Source organism: Streptomyces sp. NBC_01275 (assembly GCF_026340655.1).
In the GTDB taxonomy this organism is placed as follows: domain Bacteria; phylum Actinomycetota; class Actinomycetes; order Streptomycetales; family Streptomycetaceae; genus Streptomyces.
In genome coordinates this window covers 9,315,806-9,331,769 of record NZ_JAPEOZ010000001.1, presented here as the reverse complement: position 1 = coordinate 9,331,769, position 15,964 = coordinate 9,315,806, and the positions used below count along the sequence as shown (strand labels likewise).

Sequence of the window (15,964 nt, the reverse complement as noted above, 5' to 3'; positions counted from 1 at the left end):
CGAGGCCGCGGCCGGAACCGAGAGCCCTCAGGAGACGGTTTCCTCCATGGCAGCGAACCGCCGCCCCACCCTGGCCGACGTCGCCCGCGAAGTCGGCGTCAGCGCCAAGACGGTCTCCCGAGTCCTCAACGAGGACGGGCCCGCCTCCGCGCAGACCAGGGAACAGGTACTGGCCGCAGTGGCCAAGCTCGGCTTCCAGCCGAACCTCATGGCCCGCAACATCCGCGTCGGCGGCCCGGACACCACCATCGGCCTGGTCATCCCCGACCTCGCCAACCCCTTCTTCGGAGCCGTGGCCCGCGCCATCGAGGACACTGTCAGCGAACGCGGACTGACCCTGCTCATGGGCTCCTCCGCGGACGACCCCGCCCGCGAACGCGCCCTGACGGACAAGTTCCTCGCCCGCCGCGTCAGCATCCTGATCGTGGTTCCGTCCGTCGGCGCCGACCACTCCCACCTCAAGTCCCACCGTACGGCGGGACTGCCCGTGATCTTCCTCGACCGACCCGGAGTCGGCCTCGCCACGGACAGCATCGTCAGCTCCAACCGTGCCGGAGCCCACGACGGCGTCGCCCACCTCATCGCCCACGGACACCGGCGCATCGGCTTCGTCGGCGATCTGCCCGTCAAGCTGCACACCCGCCGCGAACGTCTGGCCGGCTACCGCTCGGCACTCCAGGAAGCCGACATCTCCTACGACCGCTCCCTCGTCGCCAACGCCCACGACCAGCAGGGCGCCGAGGCCGCGACCTCCCAGCTCCTCGGCCTGGCCGATCCCCCCACGGCCCTGTTCGCCGGCAACAACATCATGGCGCTGGGCATCGTGGCCGAACTGGCCCGCAGCAAGCGCAAGAACGTCGCCTTCGTCGCCTTCGACGAGGTGGCGCTCGCCGAGGCGCTCGAGCCCGCCCTGACGGTCGTCGCCCAGGACGCCGAGGAACTCGGCAAGGCAGCCGCGACCACCGCCCTGACCCGACTCGACGGCGACCGCACGCGCGCCCGCACCATCACCGTTCCCACCCGGCTGATCGTCCGGGGCTCGGGCGAACTCCCCGTCCCCGCGCTGCAGGAAGCGTGACACCGTGCGTTCATGAATGCGAACAACGATCACGTACACGTCTATTGACGTGCACGGAGCAAGACTCCTAGCGTCACGACATGAAGAAAGCGCTTGCTGTCACTCGTGCGCCGCCACGTCTAGGAGATGAACCATGCGCCTGAATCCCGTCACCCTGTCCACGGGTCTCTCTGGACTCCTGGCCGGCCTCCTCGTCCTGTCCTCAGGCGCCGGTGCGCACGCCGCTCCCGCGCAGCGTGCCGTCGAGAGCGGCAGTCAGCTGCAGGCGACCGACCTTTACGTGGCGACCAACGGCAGTGACAGCAACCCGGGGACGCTCGCAGCCCCGTTGAAGACGATCCAGCGCGCGGTGGACCTGGCGCAGGCAGGGGCCACGATCCAGATCCGGGGCGGAACGTACGCACCGAGCACGAACATCCAGCTACTGAAGAGCGGCACGGCAAGCCAGCCCATCACCCTGCGCAACTACAACAGCGAGCGCGTGGTCATCGACGGCGAGAACATGCCGTACACCCCGGGCGCGGTGGGCTCGAGCATCCCTCGTCCCGAGCGCGGCGCAGTCCATATCGAGGGGGAATACTGGCGGCTGACCGGCCTGGAGATCATCCACGGTCCCTACGGCGTGTTCGGCGTGGACACCGGCTCCAACGTCTTCGAGCGCCTGGTCACCCGCGACAACTACGAGTCCGGGTTCCATCTCCAGGGGTCCTCCGGCAACAACCAGATCCTGAACCTGGACAGTTACGGCAACCGCGACCCACGCAAGAACGGCGAGAGCGCCGACGGCCTGGCCATCAAGGAAGGCTCCGGCGGCGGCAACGTGGTGCGCGGCGCCCGGCTGTGGAACAACGCCGACGACGGCCTGGACTTCTGGATGTTCGACAACTCGCCGATCCTCGTCGAGAACACTCTCGCCTGGGGCAATGGCTTCAACCGGTGGAACCTGCCCGACTACCAGGGCGACGGCAACGGGTTCAAGATGGGCGGCAACGGCGTGGCCGCCGGCCATACCGTGCGCAACAGCATGGCCTGGGACAACTCCGCCGGCGGCTTCGTCGACAACGACAACCCGGGCGCGATGAAGATCGACCACTGCACCGCGTGGCGCAACCCGAAGACCGGGTTCGGCTTCGACCGTTCCTCCAGCACGCTCACGAAGAACCTCGCGGCGGACAACGGCACCAACGCCTCGCTGGGCTCGACCTCCACCGGCAGCGGCAACTCCTGGAACCTCGGCGGCAGTTGGTCGCTCGCCAGCACCGACTCGAGCACGATCACCGGCGCCAGGACAGCCGTCGGCGCCATCCCGTCCTCCACCTTCCTGCGCCCCGGCAACGGCGCGGACGTCGGCGCACGGTTCTGAGGGGCACGCCCGACGACGTCCCCAAGCCCTGACGGCGCCGGGTCGCAGGCGTCTTCTGCTCCGGCAATTGCCGGTGGCGGGCCGGCGTCGGCGCCCGCGCCCGTGCCGCGGTGGCCCACGTGGCCGGCGTCTGGAGCACACGCCTGTCTTTTCCGCACCCATGCGCGTTCGCACAGGTCAGCGGAGCCTGCCCCGGGCTTTCAGCGGCGCCGGCGGTAGTTCGGGAGCGGGCAGCGGCGCCCCGTCGTACCCCTTCACCTCGCCGAAGCGGGTGCCGGTCGTCCAGTCCGAGCGGGCCTGTGCGATGTCCTCCTGGGAACGTCCGACGAAGTTCCACCACATCACGATCTTCTCCTCGAAGGGTTCGCCTCCCAGCAACAGAAGTCCGCTGTCGCTGAGGGCTCGCAGGGGAAGCTCGGTCCGCCCGCAGCCGAGGTAGAGCATGGATCCCGGTGGGCGTCGGGAAGGGCGACCCACAACTGCGCGCCGTGCAGGAAGCGGGGGTGCGGCAACGTGCTCTGCTCGGCGTGGGCGATGGCCCTGCCCGCTGTCATCAGGCCGAGTTCGCGCGGGCGGATGGTCGACTCGCGGCCGATGCTGTCACGGTGCAGCACTTCGCCCGCGTGCAGCCGACTGACGGTCTGCAGACCGGTGTGCGGGTGCGGCGGGACCTGCATGCCGGGCCCGTCGGCGATGTCGTCGGGACCGTAGTGGTCCACGAAGCACCAGGCGCCCACCATCCGCCACCCGAGATTGGGCAGCAGGCGGCGGCCCACGGTGTCGCCGCCGAGGTTGGCCTCCCGGGGACTCAGGAGTTCCCTGACCGGTTGCGCGGAGACGTCGGACCGCCCGCCGCGCAGGCGGGCCGGAGGGTGGAGGTCGAGGTTGCTCATGGGTGGTGACCCCTTTCAGTACCCAACTCTTGCGCTGGGCGTACAGACGCAGGCTCGTCATCGACTGTTCGGCGAAGGCCTCGGGGAATGAGCACGCCACTCACAATAGTTGATGCATCAACTTTGATCGCCCGGCGGGCATGCGGCGGCAACGAACGGAGGTTCCTGGGCATTCTCATACAAGACCGGCAGCGGAGACACCCTTCAACCGGATCGCCAACTCGGCGCCACAGAGAGGGGTGACGCATCAACAAATCGTTTACACTGACAGGCATGACCGAGACACCGCACTGGCTCTCCGAGCCGGAGCAACACGCCTGGCGCAGCTTCGTTCGGATGCAGGACAAGCTCGTCGGCCGGCTGGGCCGCGAGGTGCAGGCCGAGTCCGGCCTGTCCACCGCCGACTACGGAGTACTCGTCCACCTCACCGAGGTCCCCGAGGGCCGGCTGCGCGTCCTGGAGCTGGCCAGGGCTGTGGAGTGGGAGAAGAGCCGGATGTCCCACCACATCAACCGGATGGCCAAGCGCGGCCTCGTAGTCCGGGAGGACTGCCCCACCGACGCGCGCGTGGCGTTCGTCGTCGTCACTCCGGCCGGCCGTGAGGCCCTCGCGACGGCGGCCCCCCGTCATGTCGAAGCGGTCCGCCGCCTGTTCGTCGACCCGCTCAGCCCGGCAGAGCTCGCGATGCTCGCCCAGATCTGCGACCGCATCCTCGACGGACTGGAGAAGGACTGCGCGTGAGCGAGTGGCGCGATGCTCAGCGCCACGCAAGGCGCCCGCCACAGTGGAAGCCGTCGCCGACCGACGAAGGACCAAGTCCGCTTCGCAGTCGTGGCCACCGCAGCCCGAGCGGGCCCGACTTCCCCCTGGTTCGGCCTGAACGAAGAACAGCGCCTGGTTCACCGGCACCGAGCACCAGGATTTCAGCGACGACAAGCGACGACAAGCGACGACAAGCGACGACAAGCGACGATTTCACATCGCCGAGGTGAGGGCGGCAGCGGCAGCGATCGCGAGCACGACGAGAACGAAGGGGGCCATCGCGTTGCCTCGGGTCTCGGGGTTGGCGTAGTCACCGGCCTTGGAATGGAAGCCGATCGCCCCGACCATCGTGGTGGCGAAGCCGAGAGCGGCGGCGATGCCCAGGGGCTGCCAGAAGAGCCCCACGACCAGGCCGACGGCGGCGGCCACCTCAGCGAGTCCGACGAAGCGCACGAACCCGGCACTCAGCCCCATGTGCGACTGCAGCCCGGCGGAAACGTCCCCCTTGAGCAGAGCCTTGGGCGCGCCGGCCGCGACAGCCACCAGAGCCAGAAGCACGCTGAGGACGGCGGCGGCTATGTACATGGGGAACGGACTTCCTTCCAGCTCGACGCATGCCTCGACCGGGACATGCCCCATTAGTTTATCATTCAACCATGAGCATAAGGGGCAAAGGTTGATGCGTCAATCTGTCCCGGAGGCCCCGCCCCCGCCGGAACGGTGGCAGCGCGTCGCACGCTTCCCATACAGTTGATGCGTCAACCATGAGGGAGAGGGTGAGCACGATGCAGTTCGGGATCTTCACGGTCGGTGATGTCACCACCGACCCGGCCTCGGGCCGGACACCGACCGAGCACGAGCGGATCAAGGCGATGGTCGCCATCGCACAGAAGGCGGAGGAGGTCGGCCTTGACGTCTTCGCCACCGGCGAGCACCACAACCCGCCCTTCGTCCCCTCCTCCCCCACCACCATGCTGGGCTGGATCGCCGCCCGCACCGACCGCATCATCCTCTCCACCGCCACCACACTGATCACCACCAACGACCCGGTGAAGATCGCCGAGGACTACGCGATGCTCCAGCACCTGGCCGACGGCCGGGTCGACCTGATGATGGGCCGCGGCAACACCGGCCCGGTCTACCCCTGGTTCGGCAAGGACATCCGCCAGGGCATCAACCTCGCCATCGAGAACTACGCCCTGCTGCACCAGCTGTGGCGCGAGGACGTCGTCGACTGGCAGGGCCGCTTCCGCACCCCGCTGCAGGGCTTCACTTCCACCCCGCGCCCACTGGAGGGCGTACCACCGTTCGTCTGGCACGGCTCCATCCGCTCCCCCGAGATAGCCGAGCAGGCCGCGTACTACGGCGACGGCTTCTTCGCCAACAACATCTTCTGGCCCAAGGAACACTTCCAGAAGCTGATCAACCTCTACCGCGAGCGCTACGCGCACTACGGCCACGGCACCCCGGAGCAGGCCGTCGTCGGCCTCGGCGGCCACGTCTTCATGCGGCGCAACTCGCAGGACGCCGTACGGGAGTTCCGTCCGTTCTTCGACCACTCGCCCCAGATGGGCGGCGGTCCGTCGCTGGAGGAGTACATGGAGCAGACCCCACTGACGGTCGGCAGCCCGCAGGAGGTCATCGAGAAGACGCTGACCTTCCGGGAGTCGTTCGGCGACTACCAGCGGCAGCTGTTCAACGTGGACGGCGTGGGAGTGCCGCTGAAGAGCGTGCTGGAACAGCTCGACATGCTCGGCGAAGAGGTGGTCCCCGTCCTGCGCAAGGAGTTCGCCAAGAACCGCCCCGCGAACGTACCCGCCGGCCCCACCCATGCCGCCCTCCTCGCCGCGCGCGACACCCGGACCCAAAGCCGCGGACTCGGCGACCTGAAGCATGCAGAAGACCTCAGACGCTGACCGCCGCAAGCTCCGGCGAGCCCCGCGCGGCGCCCAGCGACTCCTGCACGCCGGAGCCTGGGCGGACCTGCACGAACGTCTCGCCGAGGAAGCGCACTTCGTCACACAGGTGGACGGCTGCTAGCAGACGCAGGCCGTGCTCGAGATTCCGACCGACACGACCGCGTAGACGATGTCTGCCACCTGCGGGAAGGCCTTGCGAGCCGCCACCATGCTCCACGTGCGCTGCGCGAACATGGTGCGAGCGTAGGCCAGGAGCGATCGCTCCACCCGGCTCTCGATCACAGCTACACCCCTGGTGGTACACCGACAACCACCCTGGTTGCAGGCGCAGTTCAACCTCTCGTTGGACGAGAGGGAACGGCCTTACGGCTAGCTTTCCATCGAATGCGCGGGGCACGCGGGAAGTCGTCCAGCCGCGCAGAAGGGGCTGACCATCGGGGTGCCGGTCAGCCATCGCTCGGCAGATTCGGGGGAATGCTCCATGCGACGACTGCAGGGAATGATCAGAGCGCTCGGGGCGGTCGCACTCGCGCTCGGGGCGCTGGGGACCGGTGCCGGGGGTGTGCACGCGGACGACTCCGGCTCCGGCACGGTGCGACCGCCGGTCGCCGTCAACCAGGCGGCCTGGGCCACCGGCACCGACCGGCAGAACGCCGTGATCGCGTACTGGACCAGCGAGGACATGGCCCTGTGGAACGCCAACAACACGGACTACGGCGTCGACGGCCCCCACTACAGCAATCTGGACGAGGGCCGTATCTGGAGCCGCCCCGGTGCGGTGCACCAGACCGTCGGACGACTGTATTACCGTCAGACGCTGGCCTGGCCGACCACCACCCGACCCAGCCGGCCGGGGGACGCGATCGGCACGGTGGACTCGACTCAGTGGTTCCATTTCGACTCCACCGGAGCCTATGTGCCGGCCGACACCACCGCGCAGCACATCTTCAAGGACAGCACGACGGTGACCGCCGTCGCGGACGGGACCACCACCACGGTCCGCACGGTCGCCTACCCCACCGAGTGCTCGGCGAACGTGGTGGACAGCGCCAACGGCAGTACCGTCCTGTCCGCGGGCCACTGCGTGGCCAATCCGCTGGCCGTGGTCGCGCTCGGCTCGCTCACCGGCGCCATGCAGAAGGGCTCGGTGAGCGCCACCGACGACGCGTGGATGTTCATTCCCGGCTATGACGGCACCAAGGTCGGCCTGGACCAAGCACCCTACGGGCTCTGGCCCGCGACCGCCGTCTACACCACGGCGCAGTGGAACGACTTCGCCACGCTGAACCCCAACACAGTCAACCTGTCCAACTTCAACTACGACGTCTCGGCGCTCACCGTCGCCGACCCGACCAGACCCGGCGTGCGCCTGGCCGACGTCGTGGGCTCCCAGCACGTGGCCTTCAACCAGCCCTACAACCAGACCATGTTCGCCTTCGGCTACCCCAACGAGGGCAGCTGGGACACCGTCAGCACACCTGTTCCGGAACCGGGTCAGGAACCGGACACCACCCGTAAGATTTCGCGCTACCGCTACGACGGGCGCTCACTCGTAGAGTGCAACGGCAGCACCTGGAAGGACTTCATCCTGAAGACCGACTACGAGATGACCTGCAATATGACGGGCGGCGCCAGTGGCGGCCCCTGGTTCCAGAACTTCGACCCGGTCACCGGCATCGGCACTCAGGTCGGGGTGAACTCCACCAAGTACCCGAACTTCGTCAGCGGCGAGGGGGTCTGGATGATCGCCCCGCACTTTGAGGACAACGACCAACTGCTCTACAACACGGTCCAGAACCTCACACCCTGACCCTCGCAGCCGTCCTCCTGCACCTACGACCAACCCCAGCTGCATGATCCGCCCCTGACGTCGGCGTCCGGCTCACCACAGCCGGGCGCCAGCAGACGAAGGGAGCGTTGCCCCGCGACGGTCGGCCGACCACGACCACTGACCCCGGACGTATGGCCGTCACGGTGACGCAGGAAGGGGAGTTCAGCGATCTCCTCGCTGCCTCGTCAACCTGGTTAGTCGAACATTCAGACCCTATGACTCCACACGGGGGATCACCATGCGCACTGCGCACAGGAGCTGGAAGGCCCACGCCCTGGGAGCCGCGGCCCTCACCGCCCTCCTCTCCGCCACGGCCTGCGAGCCGGACGGCACGAACAACGGCACGGGCACCACCCCGTCCGCCACCCCGAGCGCGACCGTCTCCGCTCAGCCCGACGGCGAGAGCACCGGCACGGACGGCAGCTCGCAGGACTCAGACAACGGCTCGGGAAACTCCGGCGGGTCGGGGAACTCCGGCGGCGGCGGGACCGTCACCGCCGCCTGCAGCGACGCGAACATCTCGATCGCTACGACGGTCTACGCACACGACTCGGCCCGGCACCTCCTCCTCACGGCCACCAACACCGGCGGCAAGGAATGCGCCCTGTACCACTACCCGATCGTCCGCTTCGGCAACGGGCGGGAGGACCAGGTCGGCCCCCTGGAGTCCGAGACGAAGGGAGCCACGATCGGGCCGGGCGAGAAGGCGTACGCGGGCATGCTCCTCTTCCGGACCGGCGCGCCGACCGAGGCCGTGGAGACGATGACCGTCAGCCTCCAGGGTCGCGTCTCCAACGCCGATGCGGACAGCGGGCCGATCGAGGTCCCGCTGCCCGACGAGGCCGACTTCCTGAACATCGACGACAACCCCCTGGTCTCGTACTGGAACGTCAGCCGTGAGAACTCCGAGAACTACATGTTCAAGGCTGCCGGCGGCAACTGACCCTCGATTCGATCTGTCGGCGGGGGCGCGATGATCACCTCGGCGCTCACCGCGAGCATGCTCAGTTGCCGGCTGACCATGTACCCGGTCATCGAGTACGGGCATCCCAAGGACCGCGAGACGGACCTCAAGCAGGTCCAGGGCGGGCTCGCGGTGTCCGCCGACGGCGGCGTCCCCGTCCATGCCCGCGACTTCGGCGACCGTCCAGGCCGTCCTGCGGCGTCCGTACGAGGGTGGTGGCCCGGGCGCGGTCGCCGAAGATCTCGGCGTACAGGTCGGTACATCGGATCGGTGCACTGCTGATCGGCCAGGCAGTGGAGGAAGCCCGGCGTCGTGGCCTGCATCCGGTGCTCGACGTCGTCACCTCCGATACTGCTGCGGCAGCCCTGTACGAGCGGCTGGGATGGCGGCTGATGGCGGCTGATGGCTGCGGACGAGCAGCAGTGGAGCCGCACCAGACGGTGGCCATCCGCTGTTACGCAGCGCCATCGTGACGTGGCCGGTCCACGGTCATGAACCGCTGGACCATGACCGACATGACGCTGCGTCGGCTCACCCGCGACGGACCCGCCACCCGCTCCGGCCCGACATCCCTGCGCCAAGCCCACCGAATCGGTCTCAGACACGCCCTCAGTCGCCGCCGATCGTGGAGAGAAAGTCATGGAAGGCCTGGTGTGTGCGTGGGCCATCGCCGGTTGCGTCCAGGTCCATGAGGAGGCCACGGATGACGGCGAGCACGACGGTGGCCAGCTCGGGTCGCCCGAGGCTGCGCATGCCGGCCTCGAGGGGCGCGAGCCAGTCGGTGGTCGCGGTCCGCCGAAAGCCGGGCCAGAGGGGCTCTCCCGCGGTGTCGTGCAGCCTGCTGAACATACGGAGGTAGGGCTCGCCTTGCGGCCCGGAGATCGCGGACCAGGCGCGGGCAAGGGTCATCGGGTAGGGCTCGTCAGGTCGCAGGCATATCAGGTCGGTGAAGGCCTGGAGCTGGCGCTGCCGGGCCTGTCCGAGGATCTCGCGGAGCAGTCCGTCACGGGTTCCGAAGTGGTAGATCAGCATCCGGCTCGAGGTGCCCGCGGCGGTAGCCAGCGGCTCGAGCCGGTCGGGGAGCCCGTGCTCGAGCGAGTAGTCGGTGCACGCGACGAGAAGCCGCTGTCTGATCTGCGGTTGCCGCCGCCTGCCCATCGGGTCATCTTTTCACGTAATTACCAGTACGTCTAACATCGTTTCACAGGCAAGTGGAAGAAGACGAGGAGGTCTTGATGAGGGTCGTTTTCGTGCACGGGGCATGCGTCAAGGACGGATCGTGGTGGTGGCACCGGACCGGTGAGCTGCTGGCCCAGCGGGGTGTCGCCAGCGAGGCGCCCGCCCTGCCGAGTTGCGGCGAGACCGGTGAGCCGACGGGCGCGGGAGGACCCGGGCTGGCCGAAGATGTCGCCGCGGTCCGGCACGTACTGACTGCGAGCGACGAGCCGACCGTCGTGGTCGCCCACAGCTACGGCGGGATCGTCACCGCGGAGGCGGCTGCGGGCATCGACGCCGTGCACCACCTGCTGCTCGTGTCGAGCTACCTGCCCGAGGTCGGGCAGAGCCTCTCCTCGTTCGGCGGCGAGGAGCCCGCCCCGTTTCTCGACGTCGATCCCGAGGTCGGCACCTTCGCCGTCCGGCCCGACGCTCTGGCCGAGACGTTCCTCCAAGACTGCGATCCGGAGATCCAGCGACAGGCTGCGGACAGGACGGCCCCGCAGAGCCTGGCGGTCCTCGAGAAGCCGGTGCAGGCAGCGGCATGGCGGCACGTTCCCTCGACGTACCTCGTCTGCGCCCAGGACAGAGGCACCCCCGCCCCGTTGCAACGCGAGTACGCCGGCAGGGCGGGCAGCGTCGTGGAACTCGACGCCGGCCATCACCCGTTCCTCTCCCAGCCGGCCGCTGTACGCGAATTGATCCTCGGGCTGTGACGGCGACGGCCGCGTGTCGGCGGACGCGCTCACCTGCGTTTCAGGACACTGCGGGGCCGGGTGGGGTACGGCCCTTTTCACGGGTGAACCAGTGGGGTACGCATAGGCATATGGGGCGGGGAACATGGAGTTGGATTGCTCCGGACGGGTTGCGGAAAATCGCGAAGGCTGTCCCGGCCAACGCCGTGATCACGACATCACCGGCCATGGCCGCGCACGCTTGCCCGGCAGCTGAGCGTCCTCGAGTTGGACGCGGGAACAGCAGAAACGGCGTGGTGCGTCGGGCGGAAGGGAGGCCCGAAGCCGCCTCGCCGGGTGGGGAAGACAGGCAGTTCGCCCTCCGCGGAGAGCGGATCGCCCGTATCGCACGTACCCTTCGTGGTGTCTACGGCGTCACATAGCGGGCGCCAAACCACTGGAGGCAACACCACGTGCTGATTGCTCAGCGTCCGTCCCTGACCGAAGAGGTCGTCGACGAGTTCCGCTCCCGGTTCGTGATCGAGCCGCTGGAGCCCGGCTTCGGCTACACCCTCGGCAACTCTCTGCGTCGTACGCTCCTGTCCTCGATCCCGGGTGCGGCGGTCACGTCCATCCGCGTCGACGGCGTGCTGCACGAGTTCACCACCGTGCCGGGCGTCAAGGAGGACGTCACCGACCTGATCCTCAACATCAAGCAGCTGGTCGTCTCCTCGGAGCAGGACGAGCCGGTCGTGATGTACCTGCGCAAGCAGGGTCCGGGTCTGGTCACCGCCGCCGACATCGCGCCCCCGGCCGGTGTCGAGGTGCACAACCCCGACCTCGTCCTCGCCACGCTCAACGGCAAGGGCAAGCTGGAGATGGAGCTCACGGTCGAGCGTGGCCGCGGCTACGTCTCCGCCGTGCAGAACAAGCAGGTGGGCCAGGAGATCGGTCGTATTCCGGTCGACTCCATCTACTCGCCCGTGCTGAAGGTCACGTACAAGGTCGAGGCGACCCGTGTCGAGCAGCGCACCGACTTCGACAAGCTGATCGTCGACGTCGAGACCAAGCAGGCCATGCGTCCGCGTGACGCCATGGCGTCGGCCGGCAAGACCCTGGTCGAGCTGTTCGGTCTGGCCCGCGAGCTCAACATCGACGCCGAGGGCATCGACATGGGCCCGTCCCCGACGGACGCCGCCCTCGCCGCCGACCTGGTACTGCCGATCGAGGACCTCGACCTCACCGTCCGTTCGTACAACTGCCTCAAGCGCGAGGGCGTCCACTCCGTGGGTGAGCTCGTGGCTCGTTCCGAGGCCGACCTGCTGGACATCCGCAACTTCGGTGCGAAGTCCATCGACGAGGTCAAGGCGAAGCTGGCCGGTCTGGGCCTGGGCCTCAAGGACAGCCCGCCCGGATTCGACCCGACGGCCGTCGGCGCCCTCGGCGCGGACGACGACGCGGACGCGGGTTTCGTGGAGACCGAGCAATACTGAACGCCGCGCTGGACCGGTCACAGCGACACTTCGCGTACCGGGACACAGTAACCTCGGCGCGGTTCCCTGCCCGCTGGGCAACCTCGGCAGGGTCCGCGCCAGGTGGGTCGTCAGTCATGCTTTCCGCCGCGACGCTTTCCCTTGCTCGGTCATCCGGGCGCCTGATTGCGGACCGGGTCTGGTCGGCGCCACCGTGGAGTTCGGCGGCCTGCCCCACTTGCAGGTCGCCGTATCCGAACGTTGACGCGCTTCGGATCGGCTGCGGACCCCTCGTGTCCCGGGCGACGACGACGTCGACCATGGTCACCATTTGCGTAGCTTCTTGCGGTACGAGTCGGCCCGCTTCGGCATGCCGAGGGTGTCGCACAGCGCTGCCGCCGCCTCCATGTGGCGGCGCCCGTCCGCTGTGCGGCCGCCTCGCCAGGCGATCTCCGCGAGTTCGCTGAGGACGTCGGCTTCGCCGAGTCGGTCGTCGATGGTGCGGAAGAGGGCGAGGGCCTGTGTCGCGTGCCGGTCCGCGCGCTTCAGATCGCCACGAATCCGGGCGCTGGTCGCGAGTGCGCTCAATACCTCGGCTTCGCCGAGTCGGTCGTTGACGGTGCGGAAGAGGGCGAGGGCCTGTGTCGAGTGCCGGTCCGCGCCGTCCAGATCACCACGCGTTTGGGCGGTGTCAGCGAGCAGGCGGAGGACGTTCGCTTCGCCGGACCGGTGGCCGATGGCGCGGTAGAGGGCGAGTGCCTGGGTGGCGCACCGGTCGGTGCCGCCCAGATCGCCGCGATCCCGGGCGGTGCCCGAGAGTACGCGGAGGGCGTCGGCTTCGCCGGACCGGTGGCCGATGGTGCGGTACACGGTGAGGGCTTGTGTCGCGTACTGGTGTGCGCGGTCCAGATCACCACGCGTCCGGGCATTGCCCGCGAGCAGACGGAGGATGTGGGCCTGGCCTTGCAGGTGGCCGATGGCACGGTAGAGGGCCAGGGCCTGGGCGGCGCACCGGTCGGCGCCGTCCAGATCACTGCGCATCCGGGTGGCGTCCGCGAGCAGGTAGAGGGTGTGGGCTTGGCCCTGCCGGTTGCCGAGGGCGCGGTGGAGGGCGAGGGCCTGTGTCGCGTGCCGGTTGGCACCCTCCAGATCACCGCGCGTTTGGGCGGTGTCAGCGAGTACACGGAGGGCGTCGGCTTCGCCGGACCGGTTTCCGATGAGACGGTGGAGGGTGGCGGCCTGGGTCGCACACCGGTCGGCGCTGTCCAGATCACCATGCATCCGGGCGGTGTCAGCGAGCAGGTAGAGGGTGTCTGCTTCGCCGAGCTGGTTGCCGATGGTGCGGTAGAGGACGAGGGCCGCGTCCGGGTCGGTGTTCGCCATGGCGTGAGCTTGCAGGAGTGGGTCGTCGAGGTCGGCGGCCAGGTCCGCCGCCGCGGAGAGTTCGCGGGCCGCGAGCTGTTCCTGGTGGGCGGATTCGGCGCGTTGGGCGAGGGACAGGCTTGCCGGGACGGCTGATGCGGATTCCCGCGGTGGTGACCAGACGGTCTTGAGCCTGGCGAGGGTGCCCCTGGTGAGGAGCACGTGCACGAGGCAGCGCCGGTCGGAACATCGGCGGGCTTCGGTGGTTGCGTCGCGAAGGTGCCGGCCGGCCTGGTCCAAGCTCCATGCGGACAGGGCGATGCGCGCGAGAAGCCGATGGGCGAGGGCGGTGTGGTGCCGGTCGGCCACGGGATCGTCCAGAATCCGGTGCGCGTGGTCTGCCGCCTGGTCGTATTCATCCAGGACGAGAGCTGTTTCAGCGTGTAGGAGGTGGAGGCGCGCCGCGTGCTGTTCGGGGGCTATCAGTTCGCCCAGGACGAAGGCGGGCAGGGCGTACTCCACTGCCGGGCCGGACTGGTCGGCCCCCACAGAGTCCGACGAGTCGGCGACCGGTTGCCCGGTGCAGGGGGTGGACGTCGGCTGGTCCAGCAGGGTGCGGGTGCGGCGTGCGTTCCCGGTTCTCAGGGAGGCCACGACCAGGGCTGTGTGCAGGCAGAGGTCGTCGGGCCCGGCAACGCCGACGCCGGTGTGGACGGGGTGGTGGGTCAGAGCGGTGGTCCAGTGCTCGACTGCGTCCTGGTAGCGGGGGCGTTTCCAGGCGGCCTGGCCGGCCAGACAGGCCGAGAGGTACAGGGCGCGGCTGCGGGCGCCGAGGGTGCGGTAGAGGGCCAGGGCCTGCTCGGCGTGGTCCTGGGCGGAGGGATACCGCGCGAGATCGTAGGCGACGAATCCTGAGGCGAGGTGGGCGTCGGCGGCGATCGCGGGCAGGGATTTCCCGCAGTCCTCGGAGTTCAGGACGGCGTCGGTCAGGAGCTGGATCTGCAGGATGTTCGGTGGCGTCGTCTGCAATGCCGCGGTGAGGCGTGTCGTCCATGCGGCGGCATGGATGTCGTCGCCGGTGGCGAACCGGTGACGGGCGGCGTCCAGCGACCAGCCGCCATCACCGGCGAGTGCCTCGTGGTATTCGGCTGCGGCGCGGTGCAGGGCCGGCAGGGTACGCCGGGCGGGCGGTTGCTGTGCGTCGTGGGCACGAGCGTCCTCGATCAGCCATCTGCGCATGACCGCATGCAGCCGCCAGCGGCCGCCCGGCCCGGGCTCCCCGTCGTAGCCTGCGATGTGAGGGCTGATGCAGGAGGTCCGCGACAGGCGGGTGAACGCGTCGGAGTCTGCCGGGCCGTTCGTCCCGGCGACGGTCAGCAGGGCGGCGGGAGTGAAGGCGTCCAGGACGGCGGCCGCGCGCAGCAGGTGCAGAGTTCCCTCGCTGAGTCGGTCCAGGACGTGTTGGCGAAGCCACTGCGTGCGGCTCGGCCCGGTCGGCTCGGTGAGCTGGGCGAGGACCTGTTCGGCAGGTGGGATCCCGGCCGTCCCGTCGGTGAGCAGGCCGCTCAGGACGTCCGCGATCCAGCTGATGGTGACGGGCAGGCCGCCTTCGGCGTCGGTCACCGCAGCCGCGACCTCGGCGTCGACCTGCAGTCCCCGGCGGGCGAGGTAACGGCGGGTGTCACCGGGCTTCCAGGGCTGCAACTCCACATGGCCGACCCTGTGGTCGGCGGAGCCCTCGGTCGTGGCCATCGCGGGAGTGGTCGTGCCGGCCAGGACCACGCGAAGGTACGGCATGGCATCCAGCAGTTGGTCGAGTACGCCGTTGAACCAGCCGCCGACCCCGTACGGCTGCCCGGGCCGGGGTCGTTCGGCCCGGACATCGTCGAAGTAGGCCAGCCGCTCGCAGGTGTCCACCATCAGCACCAGCCGCCCCCGCCTCACCCCGCGGGCCACAGCCAGCAGCTGGTCGGTCCACTCCCCGCGTCGCTGTCCCTGGCTGAGGGCCCCGGCCGTGACGTGCACCGGAGCGTTGCTGATGCGGCCGCCGAAACCTGCCCACTGCCGGACACTGACCCGCAGGGGCCGTACGCGTCCGATCGACGCGGCCCTCTGCCGCAGCCAGCGCCTGCGCCACCATGGCCCCAGAGCGGCCAGATGACCGCCGACGCTGCGCAGCAGTTGCAGCGCCGCCTCCTCGGCGCCCTCCGTGCGCACCGCCATCCCCGACACCACCGCCTCGGCGTCGACCACCGCGCAGGTCCAGCCGCGCGGTGGACGCGCCTGCACATAGGCCAGCACCGTGGACTTGCCCATGCCCGACAGCCCCGTCAGCAGCAGTACCCGCTGCCGGCCGCCCTCCTCCGCCAGGGCGCGCACGGCGCTCAACGCCGCCCTGCGATCCGTGAACAGCGCTCCGAGATCCCCCACG

The 15,964-nt window shown here is 69.1% G+C and carries 12 protein-coding genes and 2 pseudogenes; 10 read left to right on the top strand and 4 right to left on the bottom strand.

From position 1 onward, the window contains the following. Nucleotides 1–46: 46 nt before the first annotated feature. Together OG562_RS40930 and OG562_RS40925 are read left to right on the top strand one after the other, a co-directional pair. Nucleotides 47–1,078 carry a LacI family DNA-binding transcriptional regulator gene (locus OG562_RS40930; RefSeq protein WP_266407121.1) on the top strand — a complete coding sequence of 344 codons (1,032 nt, stop codon included), beginning with the start codon at nt 47–49 and terminating at the stop codon, nt 1,076–1,078. Nucleotides 1,079–1,211: 133 nt separating this feature from the next. Next, the gene (locus OG562_RS40925) at nt 1,212–2,441 is read left to right on the top strand and encodes a right-handed parallel beta-helix repeat-containing protein (RefSeq protein WP_266407119.1); all 1,230 of its coding nucleotides are present in this window, start codon (nt 1,212–1,214) and stop codon (nt 2,439–2,441) included. Nucleotides 2,442–2,618: 177 nt separating this feature from the next. On the opposite strand, the pseudogene OG562_RS40920 reads toward OG562_RS40925, so the two are convergent. Beyond that, nucleotides 2,619–3,334, bottom strand: a pseudogene (locus OG562_RS40920) (pirin family protein). Nucleotides 3,335–3,607: 273 nt separating this feature from the next. On the opposite strand from OG562_RS40920, the gene OG562_RS40915 reads away from it, so the two are divergent. Beyond that, complete coding sequence (locus OG562_RS40915; protein ID WP_266407117.1) at nt 3,608–4,075, top strand: MarR family winged helix-turn-helix transcriptional regulator; 468 nt, start codon at nt 3,608–3,610, stop codon at nt 4,073–4,075. 234 nt (nt 4,076–4,309) lie between these two features. Here OG562_RS40915 and OG562_RS40910 read toward each other — a convergent pair whose 3' ends face one another. Next, nucleotides 4,310–4,681 carry a DoxX family protein gene (locus tag OG562_RS40910; protein ID WP_266407115.1) on the bottom strand — a complete coding sequence of 124 codons (372 nt, stop codon included), beginning with the start codon at nt 4,679–4,681 and terminating at the stop codon, nt 4,310–4,312. Between the two features lie 200 nt (nt 4,682–4,881). Here OG562_RS40910 and OG562_RS40905 point away from each other — a divergent pair, with 200 nt between their 5' ends. The 5 genes and pseudogenes from OG562_RS40905 to OG562_RS40885 all read left to right on the top strand — a co-directional run. After that, nucleotides 4,882–6,012 carry an LLM class flavin-dependent oxidoreductase gene (locus tag OG562_RS40905; protein WP_266409799.1) on the top strand — a complete coding sequence of 377 codons (1,131 nt, stop codon included), beginning with the start codon at nt 4,882–4,884 and terminating at the stop codon, nt 6,010–6,012. A 484-nt stretch (nt 6,013–6,496) separates the two neighbouring features. Beyond that, nucleotides 6,497–7,825 (top strand): serine protease, encoded by a 1,329-nt coding sequence (locus OG562_RS40900; protein ID WP_266407113.1) that lies wholly within the window; start codon nt 6,497–6,499, stop codon nt 7,823–7,825. Between the two features lie 259 nt (nt 7,826–8,084). Beyond that, complete coding sequence (locus OG562_RS40895) at nt 8,085–8,789, top strand: DUF4232 domain-containing protein (protein ID WP_266407111.1); 705 nt, start codon at nt 8,085–8,087, stop codon at nt 8,787–8,789. A gap of 30 nt (nt 8,790–8,819) precedes the next feature. After that, the gene (locus OG562_RS40890) at nt 8,820–9,092 is read left to right on the top strand and encodes a hypothetical protein (RefSeq protein WP_266409886.1); all 273 of its coding nucleotides are present in this window, start codon (nt 8,820–8,822) and stop codon (nt 9,090–9,092) included. Continuing rightward, nucleotides 9,071–9,283 (top strand): annotated as a pseudogene (locus OG562_RS40885) (GNAT family N-acetyltransferase); the annotation flags it as partial. The gene OG562_RS40890 and the pseudogene OG562_RS40885, both read left to right, overlap by 22 nt. A 136-nt stretch (nt 9,284–9,419) precedes the next feature. Here the strand turns inward: OG562_RS40885 and OG562_RS40880 are convergent. Next, nucleotides 9,420–9,968, bottom strand: coding sequence for a TetR/AcrR family transcriptional regulator (locus OG562_RS40880; RefSeq protein WP_266407109.1), 549 nt, complete (start codon nt 9,966–9,968; stop codon nt 9,420–9,422). 77 nt (nt 9,969–10,045) lie between these two features. Here OG562_RS40880 and OG562_RS40875 point away from each other — a divergent pair, with 77 nt between their 5' ends. Further along, a complete protein-coding gene (locus OG562_RS40875; protein ID WP_266407107.1) occupies nt 10,046–10,741 on the top strand; it encodes an alpha/beta hydrolase in 696 nt (231 codons plus the stop codon). 431 nt (nt 10,742–11,172) lie between these two features. Then, complete coding sequence (locus tag OG562_RS40870; protein WP_266407106.1) at nt 11,173–12,192, top strand: DNA-directed RNA polymerase subunit alpha; 1,020 nt, start codon at nt 11,173–11,175, stop codon at nt 12,190–12,192. A gap of 303 nt (nt 12,193–12,495) precedes the next feature. Here OG562_RS40870 and OG562_RS40865 read toward each other — a convergent pair whose 3' ends face one another. Then, nucleotides 12,496–15,963 carry a lipopolysaccharide assembly protein LapB gene (locus OG562_RS40865; protein WP_266407105.1) on the bottom strand — a complete coding sequence of 1,156 codons (3,468 nt, stop codon included), beginning with the start codon at nt 15,961–15,963 and terminating at the stop codon, nt 12,496–12,498. Between the last annotated feature and the right edge of the window lies 1 nt (nt 15,964).

What these genes read in the sequence shown, in the direction of transcription:
- OG562_RS40905 (WP_266409799.1), top strand. Translation starts at nt 4,882, where the DNA reads ATGCAGTTCGGGATCTTCACGGTCGGTGATGTCACCACCGACCCGGCC.
- OG562_RS40910 (WP_266407115.1), bottom strand. Translation starts at nt 4,681, where the DNA reads ATGTACATAGCCGCCGCCGTCCTCAGCGTGCTTCTGGCTCTGGTGGCT.
- OG562_RS40875 (WP_266407107.1), top strand. Translation starts at nt 10,046, where the DNA reads ATGAGGGTCGTTTTCGTGCACGGGGCATGCGTCAAGGACGGATCGTGG.
- OG562_RS40900 (WP_266407113.1), top strand. Translation starts at nt 6,497, where the DNA reads ATGCGACGACTGCAGGGAATGATCAGAGCGCTCGGGGCGGTCGCACTC.
- OG562_RS40930 (WP_266407121.1), top strand. Translation starts at nt 47, where the DNA reads ATGGCAGCGAACCGCCGCCCCACCCTGGCCGACGTCGCCCGCGAAGTC.
- OG562_RS40895 (WP_266407111.1), top strand. Translation starts at nt 8,085, where the DNA reads ATGCGCACTGCGCACAGGAGCTGGAAGGCCCACGCCCTGGGAGCCGCG.
- OG562_RS40890 (WP_266409886.1), top strand. Translation starts at nt 8,820, where the DNA reads ATGATCACCTCGGCGCTCACCGCGAGCATGCTCAGTTGCCGGCTGACC.
- OG562_RS40915 (WP_266407117.1), top strand. Translation starts at nt 3,608, where the DNA reads ATGACCGAGACACCGCACTGGCTCTCCGAGCCGGAGCAACACGCCTGG.
- OG562_RS40880 (WP_266407109.1), bottom strand. Translation starts at nt 9,968, where the DNA reads ATGGGCAGGCGGCGGCAACCGCAGATCAGACAGCGGCTTCTCGTCGCG.
- OG562_RS40925 (WP_266407119.1), top strand. Translation starts at nt 1,212, where the DNA reads ATGCGCCTGAATCCCGTCACCCTGTCCACGGGTCTCTCTGGACTCCTG.